At 63.2% G+C, this 18,696-nt stretch carries 19 protein-coding genes; 7 read left to right on the top strand and 12 right to left on the bottom strand.

The genetic code is table 11. The annotated features are described in order from the left end of the window. Nucleotides 1–57: 57 nt before the first annotated feature. The 3 genes from AB7M16_RS16230 to AB7M16_RS16240 form a co-directional block, all read right to left on the bottom strand. Nucleotides 58–1,131 (bottom strand): LacI family DNA-binding transcriptional regulator, encoded by a 1,074-nt coding sequence (locus tag AB7M16_RS16230; RefSeq protein WP_453944473.1) that lies wholly within the window; start codon nt 1,129–1,131, stop codon nt 58–60. Between the two features lie 126 nt (nt 1,132–1,257). Continuing rightward, the gene (locus AB7M16_RS16235; RefSeq protein WP_453944474.1) at nt 1,258–1,731 is read right to left on the bottom strand and encodes a GNAT family N-acetyltransferase; all 474 of its coding nucleotides are present in this window, start codon (nt 1,729–1,731) and stop codon (nt 1,258–1,260) included. Nucleotides 1,732–1,755: 24 nt separating this feature from the next. After that, nucleotides 1,756–2,337, bottom strand: a complete 582-nt coding sequence (locus AB7M16_RS16240) for a helix-turn-helix domain-containing protein (protein WP_453944475.1) — start codon at nt 2,335–2,337, stop codon at nt 1,756–1,758. Between the two features lie 360 nt (nt 2,338–2,697). Between AB7M16_RS16240 and AB7M16_RS16245 the strand changes: the two genes are divergently transcribed. After that, the gene (locus AB7M16_RS16245; RefSeq protein WP_453944476.1) at nt 2,698–4,296 is read left to right on the top strand and encodes a tyrosine-type recombinase/integrase; all 1,599 of its coding nucleotides are present in this window, start codon (nt 2,698–2,700) and stop codon (nt 4,294–4,296) included. Between the two features lie 773 nt (nt 4,297–5,069). Then, nucleotides 5,070–6,233: a hypothetical protein gene (locus AB7M16_RS16250; protein WP_453944477.1), complete on the top strand. Its 1,164-nt coding sequence runs from the start codon at nt 5,070–5,072 to the stop codon at nt 6,231–6,233. A gap of 393 nt (nt 6,234–6,626) precedes the next feature. On the opposite strand, the gene AB7M16_RS16255 is transcribed toward AB7M16_RS16250, so the two are convergent. From AB7M16_RS16255 to AB7M16_RS16275, 5 genes are all read right to left on the bottom strand, one after another. After that, nucleotides 6,627–7,859 carry an efflux RND transporter periplasmic adaptor subunit gene (locus tag AB7M16_RS16255; RefSeq protein WP_453944478.1) on the bottom strand — a complete coding sequence of 411 codons (1,233 nt, stop codon included), beginning with the start codon at nt 7,857–7,859 and terminating at the stop codon, nt 6,627–6,629. Between the two features lie 2 nt (nt 7,860–7,861). After that, nucleotides 7,862–10,225 (bottom strand): ABC transporter permease, encoded by a 2,364-nt coding sequence (locus tag AB7M16_RS16260; RefSeq protein ID WP_453944479.1) that lies wholly within the window; start codon nt 10,223–10,225, stop codon nt 7,862–7,864. 4 nt (nt 10,226–10,229) lie between these two features. Further along, on the bottom strand, nt 10,230–10,937 hold the full coding sequence (locus tag AB7M16_RS16265) for an ABC transporter ATP-binding protein (RefSeq protein WP_453947196.1): 708 nt from the start codon (nt 10,935–10,937) through the stop codon (nt 10,230–10,232). Between the two features lie 537 nt (nt 10,938–11,474). Continuing rightward, complete coding sequence (locus AB7M16_RS16270; protein WP_453944480.1) at nt 11,475–12,152, bottom strand: methyltransferase family protein; 678 nt, start codon at nt 12,150–12,152, stop codon at nt 11,475–11,477. Continuing rightward, a complete protein-coding gene (locus AB7M16_RS16275; RefSeq protein ID WP_453944481.1) occupies nt 12,149–12,403 on the bottom strand; it encodes a DUF2933 domain-containing protein in 255 nt (84 codons plus the stop codon). The genes AB7M16_RS16270 and AB7M16_RS16275 overlap by 4 nt, the downstream gene beginning before the upstream one ends. A gap of 255 nt (nt 12,404–12,658) precedes the next feature. On the opposite strand from AB7M16_RS16275, the gene AB7M16_RS16280 reads away from it, so the two are divergent. Then, nucleotides 12,659–13,033, top strand: a complete 375-nt coding sequence (locus tag AB7M16_RS16280) for a DUF305 domain-containing protein (RefSeq protein WP_453944482.1) — start codon at nt 12,659–12,661, stop codon at nt 13,031–13,033. A 37-nt stretch (nt 13,034–13,070) separates the two neighbouring features. Here AB7M16_RS16280 and AB7M16_RS16285 read toward each other — a convergent pair whose 3' ends face one another. Further along, nucleotides 13,071–13,745 (bottom strand): Spy/CpxP family protein refolding chaperone, encoded by a 675-nt coding sequence (locus tag AB7M16_RS16285; RefSeq protein WP_453944483.1) that lies wholly within the window; start codon nt 13,743–13,745, stop codon nt 13,071–13,073. Nucleotides 13,746–13,864: 119 nt separating this feature from the next. On the opposite strand from AB7M16_RS16285, the gene AB7M16_RS16290 reads away from it, so the two are divergent. Further along, the gene (locus AB7M16_RS16290; RefSeq protein WP_453944484.1) at nt 13,865–14,299 is read left to right on the top strand and encodes a hypothetical protein; all 435 of its coding nucleotides are present in this window, start codon (nt 13,865–13,867) and stop codon (nt 14,297–14,299) included. Between the two features lie 87 nt (nt 14,300–14,386). Continuing rightward, entirely contained in the window at nt 14,387–14,632 is a 246-nt protein-coding gene (locus tag AB7M16_RS16295; protein ID WP_453944485.1) for a hypothetical protein, read from the top strand. An 88-nt stretch (nt 14,633–14,720) separates the two neighbouring features. Here the strand turns inward: AB7M16_RS16295 and AB7M16_RS16300 are convergent, their stop codons facing one another. Beyond that, nucleotides 14,721–15,050 carry a DUF305 domain-containing protein gene (locus tag AB7M16_RS16300; RefSeq protein WP_453944486.1) on the bottom strand — a complete coding sequence of 110 codons (330 nt, stop codon included), beginning with the start codon at nt 15,048–15,050 and terminating at the stop codon, nt 14,721–14,723. 289 nt (nt 15,051–15,339) lie between these two features. On the opposite strand from AB7M16_RS16300, the gene AB7M16_RS16305 reads away from it, so the two are divergent. Both AB7M16_RS16305 and AB7M16_RS16310 read left to right on the top strand, forming a co-directional pair. Further along, on the top strand, nt 15,340–16,329 hold the full coding sequence (locus AB7M16_RS16305) for a sensor histidine kinase (RefSeq protein WP_453944487.1): 990 nt from the start codon (nt 15,340–15,342) through the stop codon (nt 16,327–16,329). A gap of 38 nt (nt 16,330–16,367) precedes the next feature. Further along, entirely contained in the window at nt 16,368–16,712 is a 345-nt protein-coding gene (locus tag AB7M16_RS16310; protein WP_453944488.1) for a response regulator, read from the top strand. A gap of 932 nt (nt 16,713–17,644) precedes the next feature. Here AB7M16_RS16310 and AB7M16_RS16315 read toward each other — a convergent pair. Further along, nucleotides 17,645–17,884 (bottom strand): PilZ domain-containing protein, encoded by a 240-nt coding sequence (locus tag AB7M16_RS16315; RefSeq protein ID WP_453944489.1) that lies wholly within the window; start codon nt 17,882–17,884, stop codon nt 17,645–17,647. 601 nt (nt 17,885–18,485) lie between these two features. After that, nucleotides 18,486–18,695 (bottom strand): hypothetical protein, encoded by a 210-nt coding sequence (locus AB7M16_RS16320; protein ID WP_453944490.1) that lies wholly within the window; start codon nt 18,693–18,695, stop codon nt 18,486–18,488. Nucleotide 18,696: the final 1 nt, after the last annotated feature.

Genomic DNA, 18,696 nt, shown 5'->3' on the forward strand with positions numbered 1-18,696 from the left:
AGAGCGATCTTGCGTCGCTTTTCCCCGCTGGCCGCCTATTGCCAAATCCACCTGCCGCTAGGGCAGATTGTCCCGCATCACGATGTCGATCCGGATCTTCTCCTGTTCGCTCAAGATCGGCTCGCCGCGGGCGAGCGCGAGCAGCACGCGGACGGCCGCGCGCGCTTCATGTCCGGGGTTCTGCGAGATCGCGGCATCCATCACGCCCTGCAGCAGCAACCGCCGCGTCAGCGCCGTGACGTCGTGCCCGACGAACACCACCTGCTTGTCGCGCCCGGCCGCGCCAGAGGCCTTCTCGTTCTGCGCCTTGTCGTTCAGCGCTTTGGCGACGCCCTGCGTGCCGGCGCCTACGTTGTAGAGGCCGACGATGTCGGCGTGCTTGCCGAGCAGCCGCGCCAGCAGCTGCTCCGAACGGTCGTCCTCGTCGCGCCCTTCCAGCACCGGCAGTACGCTGAGATCGGGGAATTCGCTCGCCATCACCTGGTTGAAGCCGAAGATGCGCTCGGCATGGTCGCGCAGGCCCTGCGAGCCCGCGACGATCGCGACCTTGCCGGACCTCTGGCCGACCAGCCGCCCGACCAGCGCGCCGGCGGTGCGGCCCGCAGCGATGTTGTCGATGCCGACATAATGGTGGCGGTGCGAGGACGGCACGTCCGAGACCAGCGTCACGACCTTGGCGCCGGCATCGACGAGATCGTTGATGGCGGCGCGGACGCTCGGATGGTCCAGCGCCACCACGGCGACTCCGTCATAGTCGCCCGCCAGCGCCTCGAGCGAGGCTGCGAGCGCGGCGGGCTCGAACACGTCGGTCGCGATCATCTCGACATTGAGGCGGCGGGCCGACAGCCAGGCCGCCATCTCGCCGAGATAGGCCTCGATCTGCTGCATGAACGGGTTCGGCCCCGACGGCATCACGAAGGCGAAGCGGCGGGCGCGGCCGCGCGCGAGCTCGGCGGCGGCCACATGCGGCTGGAACGAATTGCGCGCGATGGCGTCCTTGACGCGCCGGACCGTGTCCGGGCGGACCCCCGGCCTGTTGTGCAGGACGCGGTCGACCGTGGCGAGGCTGACACCGGCCTCGCGGGCGATGTCCTTCAGCGTCAGCGCAGTCGGCGTGAGGGTCTCGGCCATGGCTGAAGGCTAGCAGAGGTGTTTTGAGGTACGCAACTCATTTGATGAGGGGATCGGTCTTTTTGCGTCCCGGTCCAGGAACGACGTCCCGCCCCCGAGCGCGTACTCGACAAGATCGCTCGTGAGCTACCGGTGCGCCGGCGCCGACAGCTCGAGCGTCAGGAACAGGCTGTTGGGATCCTCGACATAACCCTCGAACGGGCTGCAGGCGACGAAACCGTGCGCCAGGTAGAGCGCGTGCGCCGGCTTGAAATAGTCCCACGAGCCGGTCTCGAGGCTGAGCCGCGTTATGCCGCGTGCACGGGCCTCGGCAATGATGTGGCGCAGCATCTGGCCGCCATAGCCGCGCCGCCGCGTGGTCTGCAGCGTGTGCATCGACTTGACCTCGCCATGGCCGGCGGAGAGCACCTTCAGCGCGCCGGTGACGACCAGCGTCTCGCCGTCCCAGCCGGTCCAGAACGCAACCTCGGGCGCACGCAGGCCCGCGAGATCGAGCGCATGGTCGCTGCCCCGCGCCGTCTGCGCCCGCGCTGTCGTCACGTGGTGATCGAGCAGCGCGACGACGCGCGGATCATAGGTGTCGCCGGTACGGATCTGCATCGTGCTCGTCTCCACGCTTTGTCCTCACAACTTGCCGTAGGAAGCGCCGCGCCTGACGATGATGACGTAGCGCGCGTCCTGCCTGGTTTCGTTCTCGAAGATCACGGCGCGCATCACGTCGAAATCGAGACAATCGCCCTCGCGCAGCCGCACCGCCTTGGCATCGATATGCACGGCGATCGCGCCCTCCAGCATCAGGAGTTGCTGCGTGAAGGCGTTGCGGCCCCACGGGCTGTAGGAGACGCGCGCGCCGGCCGGCAGGTCGACGACGATGATCTCGATGCCGCTGGCCGCATCCGGCGGCGAGGCGTGACGCCGGCGATAGCCGCTGTCGGGATCGCGCCAGAGCGGCTGGTCCGCAAGCCGCACCAGGCGCTCCGGCGGCTTCTCCGTGAGCGCGACGACATCGCTGAGCGTGACATCGAGCGCCGCGCAGAGCTTGTTCAGCAGCGCCGCCGTCGCACTGCTCTGCGCCCGCTCCACCCGCCCGATCATGGCCCGGCTGACGCCGGAGCGGCCCGCAAGCTCGTTCAACGTCATGCCCGCCTGCGTCCGCAGCGTCTTCAGGCGCCGACCGATGGCGCGGTCGAGTTTCTGTTGGTCCATGATCCCTGATCCGAACATTGCCCGACATGAGGACCGACCCGTCACGGCGAAGCGAACCTTAAGCCGGGCGAGGCGCACCTGCCGGCAACGACAGACCAATATATTGGAATCTTTGCGCGGCGGGTGAGCGGCCTACGGTCGCTTATTGGATAGGGAATGGAAACTTGGAGCGGGCGAAGGGAATCGAACCCTCGTATGCAGCTTGGGAAAACGCTCCGTAAACCACATTGGAAAGTCGTGCAACCGCGTTAACTCGTTGAAGGAACGCAAAAATCCATAAAAATAGCGTATTCGAACGTCTCGCGAACATTCCCGCCTTTTTTAGCTGTCATTGTACGATTGTTGTACGAGGTTTCGCCCATGCCATCGCCCGCGAAATACAAGCGCAAGGCCTTCCGTTTCAACGACAGCATCGTCGAACAGGCAACGCTTCTCAGCCAGGACGACAAGCTCGCCAAGACTGTTGTGGAATGGCGCGACATCGGCACCGTCGGTCTGACGATCCGCATCACGCGAAACAAGCCGGTCTGGTATCTGCGACGACGCGAGATGACCATCCGCCTGTGCGACGTCGGACATCTCCCGCTGGACCAGGCCAGATACATCGCCAAGCAGGTTCAGCTCGCGGCGTACTGGAAGCGCGACCTTCGGAACGTCGTGAACGTCCTTCTGAGTTTCGTCGGCTTCCCGGATCCGGACGCGTCCGAAAGCGCGCGCGCGCGCTTCGACCAGGAGACCGCGGAACGATTGGATCGGGGCCTCGCCAAGCTGCAGGAGGTTCGTAAGCTTCCGGTGAGGCCGGCCGCACCATTCTGGACCTGGAAGACGCTGACCGAAAAGTTCCTCGCGTACAAGAAGCCGAAGCTGAAAGGGAGCTATCGGGAGGAATACGCGCACTACCTCGAACTCGAGCAGTTTGCCGCGATCAACGACAAGATGGTCCGCGACGTCAAGCTGCGCGACCTCGAGAAGCTCAGGGACGCGATCGCAGTGAAATACGCCAAATCGGCGGTCCACCGAGCGGTGACGCAGTCGAAGGCGATGCTGAGCTGGGCATGGAAGTATCACGCTACAGCGTCGGGCTTGGAAGAGGTCCAGTACGAGTGGTGGACGAGATGGTCGTTCGAATACCAGACGCGCGAGCGGACCCGCACTCCCACGGTCGAAGAGATCGCGCGAACGCTTCTCATAGCAGAGAAGTTCAAGCATCTCGCGGAAGGCGAGCACGAAACGTACCCCGGCACGCTCGGCGCGCTGTGGGGCGTCTGCCTGACGGCCCAGCGGACCGGCGCCTTTCTCAAGTTGCGCCCGGACCGTCTCTACGACGCCTCGAAGGTCGTACGTCGGCTTCGAGGCTGGAAGATCGCGAACTGGACGGCCGACGAGATGAAGGGCGGCAGGGACGGCGGTCGACCGCATTCGCTCCCAATCCCGCCCGATGCGCTCAAGATCCTCCAGAACTACCATGCCCTGTCTGGCGGGACGTCGAAGTGGATGTTCACCGGCCGCGATCCGAAGAAGCACATTACGCAATCCGCCATCAATCTGGCGATGTACCGCCTTCAGGGCCGCGTTTACGATCACACGGTGAAGCAAAAACCGCTCCGAAAGGGAAAACCCGGCCCCAAACCGCGCCCCAAGAAAGAGCGGACCGACCTCTTCGCGCTCTACGGCATCGAAAGGTGGAGTCTGCACGACTGCAGGCGGACGATCGCCACGTATCTCGACGACAAGCGTCTCGGCGGAGCGGCGACGGCCATTCTCGGTCACAAGACCTCGCTCGGCAAGACCAAGGAACGCGAGAAGCTCGCCCCGGTCACCGAGCAACACTACAGTCGCTCGCAGAAGATCGACCTGAAGGCCGAAGGCATGGCCCTGTGGGTGAAGACCCTGCTCACAGCTTACGCGAAGGAGAGCCGGAACTTTCGCGACCTGCGCGGTGACCAGAAAGCTGCGTGACCCTCGTGGCGCCCCCAGGGGCGTTCTCATGGAATTCTCGATCTCCGTAAGCGAGATGACCTCTCGCCGGTAGAGCCGACCCTTGAAGCGGCGATTCGGGTCAAACGCGATCCGCAGCTCTCCTCGGCAGAAATCATGGCCCTGCGCGGTCGTTCGCCCGACCAGGGCGATCCAATCCGGCAGTCTGGACCCGAGAAGGCCGCGCACACTGGGACCCCGGTGCCTGGCACCGCCGAGCAGAGGTGAACGAGGGAGGGTCGTCGACCTACCTAAAGTGCCAGACGACGGCCGAGATAATCTTCGCAGAGGAATACAATCTTCCCGAGGAAGCGGTTCAGTAGCGATGCTATCGCAAGTTGTCTGAGTATAGGCCGGTTTGTCGCGTGCGAAGCGGTCAGCAAGATTATCGAGAATGGCACCGAACGACGCTGGCCCTGGAACGGCGCGACCTCCTTTTCCGGAGGTGGTGAGCAGGGGTCTGCGCGGGCCGCGACCCGTCCAGCGTTGGCTCCATACCCGCTGCGGTTGCGCAGGCGGCTTCAGGAACGCCCTCGCCATCAGTTCGTTGGGCGACCGCGGGGCCTCAGGTCACGCATATCGTCGCGACCGGCGAGAAGACTCCGACGTGGGCGCGCAGCCGGCAACCAAATTCACTTAAGCCATTGATTCGAACGCGTAATTCGGCCGTCCACATATAGTCATTTTGACAAAAAAGGTTTCGTTTGAGTCTGGATCGACCACGAGCGAGCATCTTCGAAACGAAGGAGTTGAGCGTGGTCCAGATGGTGCCAATAACGTTGGAGTTTCCGTTCTCCTGCGAGTTCATCCCGCGCGGTGGCCGGGCGCTTCGCGAAGAATGCTTTATCGGTCGTCGGGCTGCCTACATCAGAGAGGCGGACCAGAGCGAGGTCGATGTCGCGTTTCGGCTCGTCAGACCGGGTCAGCCGATGATCGAACTGTTGTCGTTCGAATCGCGATTATGGTGGCCGATCGATCAGCGTACCTTATCCGATGACGATTTCTACGAATATAGCGTGTGGAGCAGAAGTGATCTCATCGAAGCGTTGGGAAGCTATATCAGTTCGCCGATCGGTTTGTTTCCCGCGGATCGCTTTCCGGGAGCACGCGTATCTCAGTTGCGATCGGGCTCAGAGGTCGCCTTTCGGCGCATCGAGGAAAGTGATGAGCAAGACGTCTACGCGCGGGCGCAGAAAACCGTCGCCGAGAATCTGTTGATCGTCGGTGACCGCGCTTTCGTCCGCGGTGGGCACCCCTTGTACGTTTGTGAGCCTCCTCCGGTCAGGAAGCCGCATCCGCGCAAGCGTTTCCTCAGCGAATGGCGCGGGACGGTGATCGCAAGTGCCGGTCAGGACAGATCCGCTGAGTTCGACGCCGACGATTTGAGGCTCAAGGCCGGATTCTTCGGGAGCGAATGGGTTCAGGAGCGATTGCGGCGGGGAGAGTTTTACCTCCCCTATCAATCCGAGGCTGCGGCCGGGCATTCGATCCTATTGGGAGTTGGCATGCCGCAGATTGAGGTGCTCGCAGCGCCATCCTACCTCGACGCCGACGAGATCAGGCTCGATGCTCTCTTTCGCGAGGCTTGGAACTTCATGAACTGCATTCGGGCTCCCGGGTGGTGCTACAGGTTGAGCAGGAGCCAAATGAGCACGAAGAACGCGCTCAAATCCCGAATGGCGAAGGCGGAACAAGCCGGCGACGGCGATCGTCTGTCGTGCCTGCGATACGATTGTCTCCGGGAATTCGCTTTGTTCGTTCAGAAGGAGGGCGCGAACTTCCGAGTGAGACCCCGTTTTTCATCGATCGGGAAGGAGGTTGCGTCGGGCCTGGAGAGTCTCAAGCGCTTTGCAGGAGGAGCCTCGGCATCTCCCTTGTCGCCCGAGGATGAGGACGCGCTCGCTTCGCTCGCCTGCTGAAGGCAGCCATCAGGTGTCCAATGCATTTCGTGACCACACCTCCCGGCTGTCGGCGCTTATGAAGGGCGCCGACATATCGGCCTGCACGACGCCTCTGTAACTGCACCGAGTTCATCCGCACCGTCTGAAGAGATTTGCGTTGGCGACGCCCTATAGCCACGTGATCCACCTCGTTCGCATCGAACAGATGGAAGTGGTGCTACACCGTCTTGGCGGAGAGAGTGGGACTCCCTTCCCCGATGCCGCGATTGCGCGAAATCCGCCGTAAAACAAGGATTCCTAAATAGCGCGGCCACGATTTGTGACCACCGCTGTGTACCACCTGACCGGCCGATTCGGCCGTCAAACTCGGTCGATTTCGAGCCATTCCGAGGTGGCGAAAGAAGGAGGGCTTCAGTTGCGTTGTGCCATCCTCGTTCCGTCAGTAATTCGGTCGCTGGGATGAAGCACCACGCGGTCCCCCGCAGACAGCCCGGAGAGCACCTCGGCCTGCCGGCTGTTGCGGTGGCCGATGCTGACCGGAACGACTTTCGCGCGCCCGTTCTCGTCGGCGAAAACGGCCCACTGGTCGCCTTTCCGGAACAAAGCGCTCACCGGTACTGTCAGGGCGCCCGGAGCGCTCCAGGTGGTCACGTGGACGACGACCCGGTAGTCGTGGCCGAGCGAGGCCCACGCCTCGGGCGGATCCGCGAAGTCGATCGTCACCCGGACCCGCTGTTCCTCGATGCCGAGTGCCGAGACCTTCAGGAAGCCGGCGGGGTCCACGCGGAGCACCTTTCCCTTGATGGGCTGTCCGCCCCAGCCGTCGATCCGGACGGGGGCGCCGACCTTGATCTGCACCGCATCGGTCGAGAGCAGGTCGGCGACGACCTCCAGATCGAGGGGGTTGCCGATGTCGACGAGACGCGTCCCGGGCAGAACCGTCGCCTCGCTGTCCTGGACGATCGCCAGCACCTTCCCGCTCGCCGGCGCCAGCACCCGCACGCAGCAGGTCGGCTCCGCCGACGGAGCCGTGCTCGCCGGGTCCATTAGCCGCGCGGCAAGACTGGCGCGCACCGCGCGACGCATCTCGACCTGGGCCTTTGCGCTCGCCAGCGACGCCTCGCTCGTCGCCACCTCGAATTTCGCCTTGTCGAATGCCTGCGCCGAGGTGGACTGCGTCCGCAGCAGCGTCTGCGCCCGCTGGAATTCGGTTCTGGAGAACTCCAGCGCGGCTTCGATCCGTTTCACCTCGGCCTCCTGCTGCTGGATGGCGGCGTCCGCGGCAAGGACCTCCGCCTGAAGCTGGTCGCGCGAGCGGACGTCGATGAAGCCCGGCAGCGTCGGCTGCATCAGCGCAATGACGGTCTGGTTGGCCACGACCTCATCGCCGACGTGAAGCGAAGGGCCCTGCTCGCCGAGTGGATGAGAAATCCTGAGGACCTTTCCCGCGATGGGCGCGGAGACCGTGTAGACGTGGCGGACGTGGGTCTTGCCGTCGTCATCCGCTGTGACTTCTATCGACCCCTTCGCAACCGTTGCGAGGTCCACTAGAACGGGACGCGGCCAGGCGAACCACGCCAGTCCTCCCGTGATCGCGGCGAGGGCCGCAGCGCCGATGATGCATTTGATCCGCTGTGCCTGCATGGCTAGTCTCGCGTCTTGAGGACCGCGACGAGGTCCAGGTTGTCGATGCGTTGGCGGATGACGGCCGCGGAGGCGATGGCTGCCATCACCACGACGGATGTGGCGACCACATAGGTCGAATGCTCGACGACAAGGCGGACGCGCATCAGTTCGCCGGCGAGGTTCGTCTTCATGACCCAAGCGAGCCCATAGCCCATCAGCCAGCCGGGTGGCTGCGCAACCAGCGTGAGGATAGCGAGTTCGAGCAGCAGGATGCGCAGCACCTCGCCGCGCGTGAAGCCCAGCACGCGCAGGCTGGCCAACTCCCGCGCCCGTTCGGACAGCGAGATCCGGGCGTTGTTGTAGACGACGCCGAACGCGATCACGGCGGCGAGCCCGGTGTAGATGCTCGCCATCGTGGTGACAAGCAGCGCGACGGTCTTGCGAAAGTTCGCCAGCGAGACCCGCTGCAACGCGACGCCCCCGACCGTCGGCATGGACTTCACCGCCGCGTAAAAGTCCTCCTTGCGGTTGTCGTCGAGGCTGAGGTTCACGCTGTTCACGAGGGGGGCCTCGCGCATCAGCTTGCGGAGCGCCTCGATGTCCATCATTCCCCGAATACCGAAATAGTCCTCGACGGTCGCCACGATCGGCATGCTGACCGTGCGACGGGCGCCCTCCAGCAGATCGATCTCGACCGTGTCGCCGGACCCTACCCCGAGGATGTGCCCGAGCATGGCGGAGATGGCGAGGCCGGTCTCCGGAAGCGCGACCGGCCGGAGGTCGGCGTCGATGATGCGCCGCAGATCGGCACCGGCGGGCCGGCCGCTGATCGTGATCCGACGCTCCAGGTTGCCATGGCGGATCCGGACGGGCACCTCGCGGAACGGCTCGGCCCCCAGAACGCCCGGCAGCCGGTTCACCTGCAGCACGACGTTCTCGATCCGCTTCTCGGCGAAGCCGATGGTCGCATCTTGTCGATCGGCGAGGAAGTACGTCACGTCGATCAGTTGCTCCATGGTGTCGCGCGTGAACAGCGAGACGACCAGGATCGCGGTCGCCAGCGCCATCCCCAGCGTCGTGAAGGCCGCCCGGACCGGGTGTCGGGCGATGTTGCGGATCATCATCAGCGTGGGCTGCGAGACCATCTGATCTAGTTGGACGCTCGCCGGCAGCAGCCGCCAGTACACCGGAGGGGCCGGCGGTTGCATCGCGACGGCCGGCGGCAGCTTGACCACTTCGCGCAGCGCCCGCAGCGCGCCGATGGCGGCGGCAGCCGCGCTGAGCGCGCCGGCGGTGACGTAGAGATCCGGCGCCTTCGCGAACACCAGGAACGGAAAGTGGAAGAAGTCCCCGAACAGGGCGGTGACGCGATATCCGAGCCATGTGCCGACGACGCCGCCCAGGATCACTCCGATGACGACGATCAGCGCCACGAACTTGAAGTAGTGCAGCACGATGCTGCTGTCGGCGTAGCCCAGCGCCTTCAGGAGGCCGATCTGCTCGCGCTCGAGCGCGACTAGGCGTGTCAGGGTGAGATTGACGAGGAAGGCCGCGACCAGCAGGAAGATCGGCGGCAGGGTGCGGCTCATGTTGTTGAGCATGTCGAGCTCATGATCGAGCCAGGCGTGCGAGGTCTGGTCCTTCCGTCCGTGGGCCGCCTGCCCGCCATAGGGGTCGAGCAAGGCATCGAGCCGCGAGATCACCTCGCGCTCGGAAGCGCCGGGCTGCAGCTTGACCGACACGGCCGAGAAGGCGCCGTCGAGATCGTAGACGCCGGCGAGCGCCTTCTCCGACATCCAGACGATGGCGTAGCGGCGGTCGTCCGGCATCAGGTCGCCCGGGCCGACCGTGTAGACGAACTCCGGCGACAGCGCGGTGCCGACGATGACGAGCTCGCGCTTCTTGCCGTTCAGGATGGCCGAGAACCGCGCGCCCTCGGCGAAGCCGTGAGCCCGGGCGAACGGCTCGTTGACGACGACCTCCTCGGCCCGCCCCGGCTCCGGAATCCGTCCGGAACGCACGTAGAGCCGGTTGAGATGTGGCTCGCTGTTGTCGGGTAGCGAGACGAACCGCGCGCTGGCGGGCTCGGAAAACCCGGGAATGTCGAGCAACGCCGGTTTGGCGATGCGGGCGTCGACCGCGGCGACGCCCGGTATCTCGCCGATCCTGTCGGCGAGCGCCTTGGGCGCCCGCTTGGCCTCGGCGAACACGTCGCCGAAACCATAGCGTTCGTAGTACGCGATCCGGGTCTCCTCCAGCGATCGATGCGAGCCCACCGCGAGCACCAGCGTCGCGACACCGCCACCGACGACCAGGGCCACGGCGAGAACCTGCGCCCAGAGCCGCCTGGCGTCCCGAAACAGCTTGATGTCGAGCGCGCTCATGCTGTCACCAGGTGAGTTCGGCCGCTTCCCGGCGGGTCTCGTTTGTCCGGACGCGGGCGATCCGGCCGTCGGCGAAAAATAGCACCCTGTCGGCGACTTCCTGGATGCTGGCGTTGTGGGTGATGATGACTGTGGTCGTGCCGAGCTGTCGGTTCACGCCGAGCAGCGCCTCGATGACGCGAATTCCGGTTTTTGAGTCCAGCGCGCCAGTGGGTTCATCGCAGAGCAGCACCGCCGGGCGCTTCGCGATCGCGCGGGCGATGGCCACCCGCTGCTGCTCGCCGCCGGAGAGCTGGGCCGGAAAGTGATGCATCCGCTCTTCGAGTCCGACCAGCGCGAGGGCCTCGGAAGGCCGCATCGGGTTCTTGGCGACTTCGGTGACCAGCGCGACGTTTTCGTAGGCCGTGAGGCTCGGCACCAGATTGTAGAATTGGAAGACGAAGCCGACGTGATCGCGGCGATACTTCGTGAGTTCGCGATCTTCGAGGTCGGTCAGATCCAGGTCGCGGAAGAACAGCCTGCCGCTGGTCGGTCGGTCGAGACCACCCATGATGTTGAGCAATGTGGTCTTGCCGCTGCCGGACGGCCCAAGCAGCACGACCACTTCCTTTTCGGCGATTTCGAGGTCCACGTCATTGAGGGCATGCACCATCACCTCGCCGGAGACGTAGGTCTTCGTCAGTCCCTTCGCGATGAACACGGAGTCGCTCATGGCTGCCCTTTCGAGCAGGGATTGTCGTCCGGATCCGCCCCTCCGGTATTGACGTAGGTCAGAGTCCCGAGCCCGCCTCTGGAACAACGGCGGATTCACGGACGAACGCCGCGATGCTCGCGGCCCAGACCAGGGACATGGCGAGCAGCACCTGAAATCGGAATGGATCATGAAGTTGACGGTGGCCATCAACCCGATCGAGACCCCGCCGGCGATGCCGGCGCCGGCTGCAGCGACCGCCCGACGGTCGCGGAAGGACGTCCACGCCAACGTGAGCGCGAGCACTCCGGTCGCCGCCACGTAGCCGCCTAGGACGCGGAATACCTGGGAGAGCCACGATGTCAGCCTCGGCCCGATGGACTGCAGTTCGGCCGGGGTCAGATTCATGTATCGGATATCCTCCGGCAGCAATGGTGGCCGGAGGAAAAGGAAGTAGAGGCCGACGCCGACCAACAGAACGCCGGAGGTCGCCAGGAGCATCGAGGATAGTCGCCAGCGGCCCAACGCCTCGCGCATCGTGGCCGCTCCGGATCAGCATCAGCCGTGACGATAACTGCCGGTCGAGTCTTGCCCGAGAATCCGGCTCAGGCGCGGAATGAAGCCCGGGACTTCCGCCGCGTACTTCGCGTAGGCCTCGCCGAACTCGGCCCTCGCGTCCCGGTCCTCGTCGCGCGCCAGCTTGACGTACATGATCGTCAGCACCGGAAACATCGCCAACGTGAGGATCGTCGGCCACTGCAGCAGGAAGCCGAACATGACCAGGACGAAGCCGACGTACTGCGGATGGCGGACGTAGCTGTAGGGGCCGGTGGTCGCCAAGCTTCGGGTCTGCTGCGCGTCGTACAGCACCCTCCACGCGGCGGAGATCAGAATGAAGCCCGCGCCGATGAAGATGAAGCTCAGGATGTGGAACGGACCGGCGTGGGGATTGGTCTTCCAGCCGAACATCATCTCGAGCAGGTGGCCCGCGTCATGCGAGAACCAGTCGACGTTCGGATAGTGCGACTGCAGCCAGCCGGAAAAGAAGTAGATGGTAAGCGGGAAGCCGTACATCTCGACGAACAGCGCCACCAGGAATGCGCTGAAGGCTCCGAACGAGCGCCAGTCGCGGGACGTCTGCGGCTTGAAGAAGCTGTAGGCGAACAGGACGAACACCGCCGAATTGACGATGACGAGGCTCCATAGGCCGTAGGCGGGTGCGGTGTCGTGCATCATGGGCTCCTTGGATCGTTCGGTCGACGGCCGCCGTGATGGTGGCCGTGCCCTCCATGCATGAAGAAGTGCATCAGCGGACATGCAAGAAGTGGCAGCCAGATCAGCAATCCGAGCACGTGGGCCCGGTGCTCGGTGAACAAGAGCGCGCCGGCGATGGCCAGAAATCCCAGCAGGACCATGCCGGCCTTCGCTTTGGTGGACATGCCCTCCTGAGGACGCTCTCGATATCCGGAATGGTCCTGCACCGACATCGGCACGCTCCTATGGCTGCTGGGAGCTTAGTGCTGCCGTTGCCATCATTGTTGAGGCAGATCAACTACGGACGCGGGCAACCGGAACTTTCGCGAACGCTCTCCATTGGCCCCGATAAACAACCGGAGCGCCGGCCATGTCCTATGCCCGTTTCGCCGCGATGATCGCGGTCTCGACTATCGTGATGTAGGGGCTCATGTATCTGAACACGTGGGCCCTCGATCACGTGTTCTTCAGCCAGACCAAGGGCGTGGATGGCCCTGCTGATGGGAGCCATGATGGCCGTCATCATGCTCGGCTTCATGTGGAGCATGTACAAGGATTCGCGTACGAATGCGGCGATCGTGCTGGCGGCCGCCATCGCGTTCGGCGGGTCGCGGTGGCTGGTGCGAAGCCAAGAGACGGTCGGCGACGTCTCCTACATGGAGGCCATGATCCCGCACCACTCGATCGCCGTCATGACCAGCGAACGGGCCCACATCAAGGATCCGAGGGTCCGCAAGCTCGCGGACGGAATCATCGAGGCGCAGGTCCGGGAGATCGGCGAGATGAAGCAACTGATCGCCGAACTCGAATCCAAGCCGACGCCGGGCGGCGCGAAGGACCTGCCTGCTCGGCGGGCGAAATGAGGAGCCCGAAGCTCGCCGGTCGCCTTTCTGACCGAGGCTACTTCGGCGGCTTGCTGCCCGGCATCCCCATGCCCGTCGTGGCGCCGCCTCGCATCGCCGCCATCATCGGCATCATGCCCATGTGCGGCGCGAGCAGTTCGTCCGCGGTCTTTTTCTGCTCCTCGGAAAACGTTCCGGCCAGGTTGGTAAGCGCCAATTTCATCGCACGGGTGCCTTCGAGGCGCGCTGCGAGCCATTTTTCCTGCAGCGCCAGCTTTTCGACGAGGTCGGTGCCCTGTTGCGGCATCATCATCGAACCGCGCATCCCTCCGAGCGTCTTAGCGTTGGTCCGCAACGCGTCGGCGAACGCGTTCCAGGCGGACTGCTGTGCGTCGGTGATCTTGAGTTCGGTCCGCAGAAAAGCGATCCGGCCCTCGACGCGGTCGATCGTCTCCATGCCGCCCATTCCATCCGCACCGGACTGCCGCATCACGCCCATCATCCGCATCATGTCCGACATCGGCATGTTCGCGCCCACCATGTCTATCATGCCGCCGCCCATAGCTCCGTGAGGGACGGCGCTGCGCGGCGTTTCCGGCGGCCCGGTAGTCTTTGGCGCAGGCGCTTCCTTCTGGTCCGGATGGTGAGCCTGGTGGTCGGCGTCGGATTGAGCCCAGGCAGAATACCCGATGGCCGAGGCGAGTATCGCGGCGGCGAGGGTCAATGCGCGCATGACAAGCTCCTTATTGCGGTTGGCTGGGCGCAGGATGACCCGTTCCGCCGCGAGGCCGCTTGATGCACGTCAACCGAAACCTTACCACTGGACCGCTCCCCGTTGACCTAGGTCAATCCTTGGACGACGGAAGCCACTGTAGTTCGAGGCCGAACCTTGCCTCCGCGGAGCAGTTTCCATTGAGCGATACTCAACCCTCGATCGTTCCTGCACATTTGCCATGGTTCGTCGCAGGACTAGGGCAAGCCGATCTGTTGCTGATCCCGATGGCGATCTTTTTGGTGCTGATCATCCTCTTGTTCGGCGTCCTTATGCTCCGCCTGCATCATCTGCCGGAGCACATCGCCCATAAGGCCCAGAAGGTGCAGTATCAGTTCGTCGCGACGTTGGGACTTCTCGCGATGTTCACCCACTACAACATCTTCTGGATCATCGGACTGCTGATCGCGATGATCGATTTTCCGGACTTCACCGGGGTGCTTGGCCGTATAGCGGATTCGGTCAAGCGCATTTCGATCCGGAAGGGACCGGAAGCACGACGCGTCCGGGCTTGAGCTTGCTCCCCGCGACCTTGAGGCACGTCAAAGACGGAAACCGGTCTTTCTGCTTCGATGAGCCATCTTCAGCCCGGGAGAAAGCACATGATCATCAGGACAATGTTCGCCGTCGTAACTGCCGCGTCGCTTGCGCTGCCCGCGATGGCTCAGACTGCCGACAAGGAAAAAAACGGCCACCACTATAGTGGCGGTCCGAAAACCGAGGTCCCCCACCACATGGGCCCCAAAGACACGGTCGGCTCCTCCAAGAAGACGACCTCCGGAGGGCACCACTACACCGGCGGTCCGTCGACAACCAATCCGCATCACATGGGCGACAAGGACAAGTGAACCTGTCCGGCGCGGCTGTGTCAGCCTAACGGTCGCTGCAGCCGTTGCCGGCGACTACGCGCGCGGCTCAGCACGCGCCCGTCATAGACTAGCCGCCGTGCTTCGAGAGCCAGCTCTGAAGCTGCTTGATCTCGGCCTCCTGTTCGCTCGTTCCCTTTTCGGCCATCTTCCGGATCGTCGGATCCTTGGTCTCCTTCAGGACGACCTTGTTCATGTCGATGGCGCCCTGGTGATGAGCGATCATCATCTTCGCCCAGGCCTTGGTCGCATCCGGATCCATGCCCTTCTGCATGTCCGCATTCATTTTCTCCATCGATTGCTTGTAGGAATCGGTCGCGGCGTCTTCTGCGAAAGCATGCAGCGGAACCGCCGAAAGAGCCGTGACGACCAACGCGCGGGCGAAGAGCTTCTTAGACATGTCGATGTCCTCGTCTAATTTGATTGTCAGCCGTCCAACCGGGCGGGCCCGGCCAGGGTTCCTGAGGACGTATTTCGCAGAGCAACAAAGCTTGCACGGTTTCGCCTTGCCTCAGCAACTTCAGGGCAAGCACAAGAAGGGTCTGAGCCCAGCGGGGCCGAATAGGCCTCAGTGGTGAAGAGCATACTCTACCCCCCGCTAGGCGCCGGCAGACCGAGCCCATTCCGATTGTGAACGACTGCACGCCATACTAGTCTAACGTAAACTTCCTGAGGTGCGGGACGGGCAGATGAATCTTGAAGACTTGTATCGGCTTCTGCGCAGCGAGCACGTTCAGGCGCAAGGGATCGTTGATACTCTGGAGGAGCCCCTCCTGGTGCTTGATCAGAGCGGTTGTGTCCTCACCGCCAACCGTGGCTTCTACGAAACCTTCAGGGTGGCCCGGGATGACACTGTTGGACGCAGCCTATTCAGCCTTGGCAACGGTCAATGGGACATACCCGATCTCAGGGCCCTCGTTGGCGAGATCATCTCCCGGTCCACCGCCATCGTCGGATACGAGGTGAAAGCCGACTTCCCGACGATCGGTTCGCGCACAATGCTGGTCAGTGCGCGGCGCCTCGTTCACCCCGACAACAATAGCACCAGCATCTTGATCCTGTTCGAGGACGTGACCGACAGGCGGCACAGCGACGCCCAAAAGGACATTCTCCTCGCCGAAACGCGCCATCGGATGAAGAACCTGCTCGGGATCATTCGCTCTCTTGCCAATCAGACAGATGTGGAAGGCCGTTCAGCCAAGGAGTTCCGCGATGCCTTCTTGGGCCGGCTCCAAACTGTGGCCGAAGCCGAGACCCTCGCACTGTCGGGCAAAGCTGAAGCCGATCTTGGTGTTCTGGTGGAGCAGTCGTTGAAGGCTGCTGGCCCAGAGCGATACCGGCTGATCGCAGGGCCAGCAATTCGCCTCAGCCCACGGCAGGTCGTGCCGATGAGCCTCATTCTGCATGAACTCGTCACTAATGCCTGGAAATATGGGGCTCTCTCCAAGTCCGGCGGGCTGGTGCACCTCAGCTGGCGCACGTCGGAGGAGCAGAACAAGACCATTCTTCACATCGACTGGCGAGAGGAAAACGGCCCACCCGTCACGCGGCCAACTCGCGCCGGCTTCGGCTCCAAGCTGATCGAACTCAGCGCCGTGCAGGGCTTACGCGGCGCCGTGGAACTGAACTATGAGCCAAGCGGTTTAAGGGTTCACATCACCGCGCCTGTGGAGGCTTGAACCCCCGGGGACACATTGTGCATGACGCTCCCCGAATCTTGGTTGTCGAAGATGAGTACCTCATCGCATTGGAGCTCGACACCCAGTTGAGAGCGGCCGGATACCGCGTGATCGGTCCCGTCCCAGACATTGATGGCGCTCTGAAGCTGTTGAGGGCTGATCGGCCCGACGCGGCCATCCTCGACGTCAACCTCACTGGAGAATGGGTCACCCCCGTGGCGCAAGCGCTCCAGGCGATGTCTGTACCTTTCGTTCTTGCCAGCGGCTACGCGGCCACCGATCTTCAAGGCGTTCCAGTATTGCGCGACGCCGTCAATGTCGGGAAATCGTGGAGGCCCGACTATCTCCTCAAGGCTCTTCGAACCGCCTTGCAGCGAAAGTAGCGACTTTGCAGCGAGCAACTCGCGTCGCGTCCTTTACTTTCGAAGTTGGCGGCGGGCTACGGCTCCGTCCGCCAGTTCGGCGCGGGCGTCTGTTGTCTTCGATCGATGACAAGCGAGGAGCCGCCATCTTGTCGGGCCGGACGCTGACGGGCGTGAACTTGGAGACCGTCCGCTGCGGGCGTTTGCACGTTGGGCAGACGAAAAGGTGAGCGATCGAGCTTTCTCCGTCGTCGCGCACCAATTCAGAGGGAAACCATCTCATCGGAGTAAAACGATTCGGGCAATCCGGAGCCTCGAGGTGCCCGAGCGCCTTCCTGAGCCGGTCCATGCCTGCCCCCCTGTTCAGAAACGTCTATCAAAGAGCTTGGGCCCTCGATGTATCAAATGACACAGGAGGGCTACCTTTTCCTGGCGTTGTTTGTAGTTCGCTGGAGGCTGCAGCCGAGACCGCTACTCACTTTCGGCCCGGCCTCGTTGTGCTGCTCGCGGAGCCGGGGCCGTTTTTATTGCACCCGCATTTCCCCAACGAGTGCGTTGATGCAACTTTTTCCCGCCATCCTCATTGAACGATCTGACGCACATTGCAAAGTGCTCAGTTCGGCTTGGAGGAGTGAACACGTGAAGTTCGTTAGCCTGTCCGCATTCGTCGCGTTCGCCTTCGCTGCGATTGCCGCGCTTCCGGCTTCGGCGATGCCCTTCGCAACACCGCATGCGATTGGCGCGTCTGAACCGAGCGCAATTCAGGTGAAAGGGGGACACGGTCATGGATGGGGTCACCGCGGAGGTCGTGGGCATCATTACGGTTGGGGCAGAGGCCGTGGACACCACTACGGGTGGCGGCACCACCATCACTGGTGAGCGGACGTCATTGAGCGGCCGCTCAGCAGCGGTCGAGGTTCAGAAGTGCCTTCGGGCCGGCCATTGAGGCGGCTTTACTCGTCGAAAGCCACGCCGATCTGACCGTCCTTCCGCCAAACAATATGGCAGCGTCTGGAGGTGCGATCCGACGCTATCGCGAGCACGAAGCTATCGGGAAACCAAAGTGGACCTTGCGCTTGTATACGCGCACCCGTTCCGGAAACGTCGCGCACGATGCAATCAACGACCGATGAGCCGAACACGATTTGGCCAGCCTTGAGAACGCGGCGGCGTTGGGAGGATCGGTCCTGCATGACTCAGTGCCCGGCTAGGATCTTTCCTTGTAGAGGAGTACCCCGAGCTGCCGAGCCTGGCGACGGACCGAGCCGACCCGCCGATCCAACAATCTGGCTGCCTCTGCCGCGGTTGCCCTGGTTCTAGCCAACTGAAGAAGTCGGTCCAGCTCTTGAGATGTCCAATCCGGGATTTGCTGCGCGCCAATGCTGTCCATTCGCGACCCTATCGACAATTTTTAACCAAATGCTTAATGGTCGATTAAGGACGTTCGCGGCCGGGCGAGCGTCCTGCGACGTTGCGAAGTTGTGCCACCAGCTCTGCTTTTAGATCCGGCAGGTTTCGAGTGCTGATCTCTCCCGAAAACACCCTGGCCAGCTCGCGGCACACAGCGCTGATTGCCAGATTCTCCCGATCTAGGTCCATGCCTTTTGAATGCGCAGATCGAGACGTTGTTCAGTACTAAAAATTCTTCATGCCCGCATTGGGTCGGGCGCGCGCGTTCGGTCGGTTGCCTCCGGCTACTCCAACGAGCCGACAATTGAGGATGTCGTTCGAAGCTCCCCTTCGAGCCAGCAGCGGGAGAAGACTCTTGCTACGCGTCGGGCCACGCGTCGCCGTCTAGGCCGATCTCTTCGTCGCCTCTGCCAGGGCCGCCTTCGCCACGTCGGTCAGACCCGCGAGCGTGGTATTTCCCGCGACGGCGCTCTCCAGCATTCTCTCGGCGATCTGCCTTCTCAGTTCATGATCGCCGCCGTGGGGGAGCCCCCGGCAAGCTTCTTCCAGCACAACGTCGAGATTGGCCTTTGTCCGGTCGTCGAGTTCTCTCATG

The sequence above is a fragment of the Bradyrhizobium sp. USDA 372 genome (assembly GCF_053629095.1).